The following is a 2,311-nucleotide window of genomic DNA, read 5'->3' as shown; positions in this document are numbered from 1 at the left end:
CCTGGGTGACCCGATCGAGGCGCAGGCGCTGCTGGCCACGTACGGGCAGCACCGGCGGGACGACCAGCCGCTCTGGCTCGGCTCCATCAAGTCGAACATCGGCCACACCCAGGCGGCGGCCGGCGTCGCCGGCGTGATCAAGATGGTCCTGGCGATGCGGCACGGGACGCTGCCCCGCTCGCTGCACATCGACGCCCCCACCCCGCACGTGAACTGGGACAGCGGCAAGGTCCGGCTGCTCGACCGGGCGGTGGGCTGGGCGCCGGACGGGCAGCCGCGCCGCGCCGGGGTCTCCTCGTTCGGCATCAGCGGCACCAACGCGCACGTCATCCTCGAGCAGGCACCCGCGGCGGAGACGGCGGACGGCGCGGACGGCACCGCCGACCCGTGGGCCGGGTGGGCGTCGTGGCTGCTGTCGGCCCGGACCGAGAGCGCGCTCCGCGACCACGCCGCCCGCCTGGCGGCCTGGCTGGCCGGGCACCCGGACGTCGCGCCGGCCACGATCGCCGAAGCGCTGGCCCGGCGGACCCGGTTCGCGCACCGGGCGGTGGTGACCGCGGCGACCCGTTCCGACTTCGCCGCCGCGTTGACCGCCCTCGCCGAGGGCCGGCCGCATCCCCACCTGGCCACGGGTGTGGTGGACCAGGCCGGCAAGGTGGCGTTCTGTTTCACGGGCCAGGGCAGCCAGTACCCCGGCATGGGCGCCGACCTCTACACCACCAACCCCGCCTACCGCGAAAGGTTCGACCAGGCCTGCGAGGCCCTCAACCCGCACCTCGACCACCGGCTCCAAGACGTCGTGTTCGCCGAACCCGGCAGCGACCTCGCCGCCCTGCTCGACACCACCGCCTACACCCAACCCGCCCTGTTCGCCCTCCACCTGGCCCTACACCACGTCGCCACCACCCAACTCGGCCTCACCGCCGACTACCTCACCGGACACTCCCTCGGCGAAATCACCGCCGCCCACCTCGCCGGCGTCCTCACCCTGCCCGACGCCGCCCACCTCGTCACCACCCGCGCCCGGCTGATGAACAGCGTCACCACCCCCGGCGCGATGATCGCCCTCCACGCCACCCACGACGAAGCCGAGGCGCTGATCGCCGGGCAACCGGGCGTCGCGATCGCCGCCGTCAACACCCCGCAGACCGTCGTCATCAGCGGCGACCGGGACACCTGCCAGCGGCTGGCCACCCAATGGCGGGACAACGGCCGCAAAGCCACCGCACTACAGGTCAGCCACGCCTTCCACTCACCCCACATGACCACCATCACCGACCAGTTCCACGCCGTCGCCGCAACCCTCACCTACCACCCACCCACCACCCCCGTCATCAGCAACGTCACCGGACACCTCGCCACCACCGAACAACTCACCGACCCCACCTACTGGACCCACCACATCCTCGAACCCGTCCACTACGCCCACGGCATCACCACCCTCCACGACCACCACGGGGTGCGAGCCTTCGTGGAGCTGGGACCGGACGCCACCCTCACCGCCCTGCACCAGCAGACACTGGACGACGTCGTCGCCGTCCCCACCCTGCACCGAAAGCGTCCCCACCAGCACACCCTGCTCGCCGCCGCCGCCACCGTCGGCGCCCGGCCCACCGACGCCCGCGCCCACCTGGACCTGCCCACCTACCCGTTCCAACACACCCGACACTGGCTGGTGAACAGGGCCGCCGCCCGACCGACCGACCTGGGGCTGCAGCCGAGCATCCATCCGCTGCTCGGCGGGCGGCTCGACCTGGCCACCGACGCCCGGACGGTCCTCACCGGACGGTTGTCGCGCGCCGCCCATCCGTGGCTGGTGGACCACACCATCGCCGACCGGTGCCTGCTGCCCGCCACCGCCCTCGTCGACATGGTGCTGCACGCCGGTGCGGCCGGCGGGCATCCGTACCTCGACGAACTGGCCCTGCACAGCCCGCTGGTGCTGCCGGCGGACGGCGCGGTGGAGGTGCAGGTCGTCCTCGCCGAGCCGGCGGACGGACACCGGATGGTGGAGGTGCACTCCCGGGTCGCCGCGGAGACCGACGCGTCCTGGACGAGGAACGCCGCGGGTCGGTTGACCACCGCCGGCGGGCCCGACGCCGCGGGATGGCCGGCCGCGTGGCCGCCGGCCGGGGCCACTCCGCTGGAGACGGTCGGCCTGTACGACGAGCTGGCCGGACTGGGTTACCGGTACGGGCCGGCTCTCCAGGGCCTGCGCCGGGCGTGGCGTGCGGGTGACGACCTCTACGCGGAGGTGGCGCTGCCGGAGCCGGTCCGGGGCGACGTCGACGGGTACGGCGTACACCCGGCG

General features: G+C 73.7%; 1 protein-coding gene. It reads left to right on the top strand.

What is annotated here, in order from left to right; all coding sequences use genetic code 11:
* Positions 1–2,311 (top strand): acyltransferase domain-containing protein (locus ACIBR0_RS28685; protein ID WP_396720854.1); only part of this gene is annotated, 2,311 nt, incomplete at both ends.

The sequence above is a fragment of the Micromonospora sp. NPDC049497 genome, from assembly GCF_044465805.1.
Classification (GTDB): Bacteria; Actinomycetota; Actinomycetes; order Mycobacteriales; family Micromonosporaceae; genus Micromonospora.
Note: the sequence above shows the minus strand (reverse complement) of the source record. Positions and strands in the feature narration are given on the sequence as shown.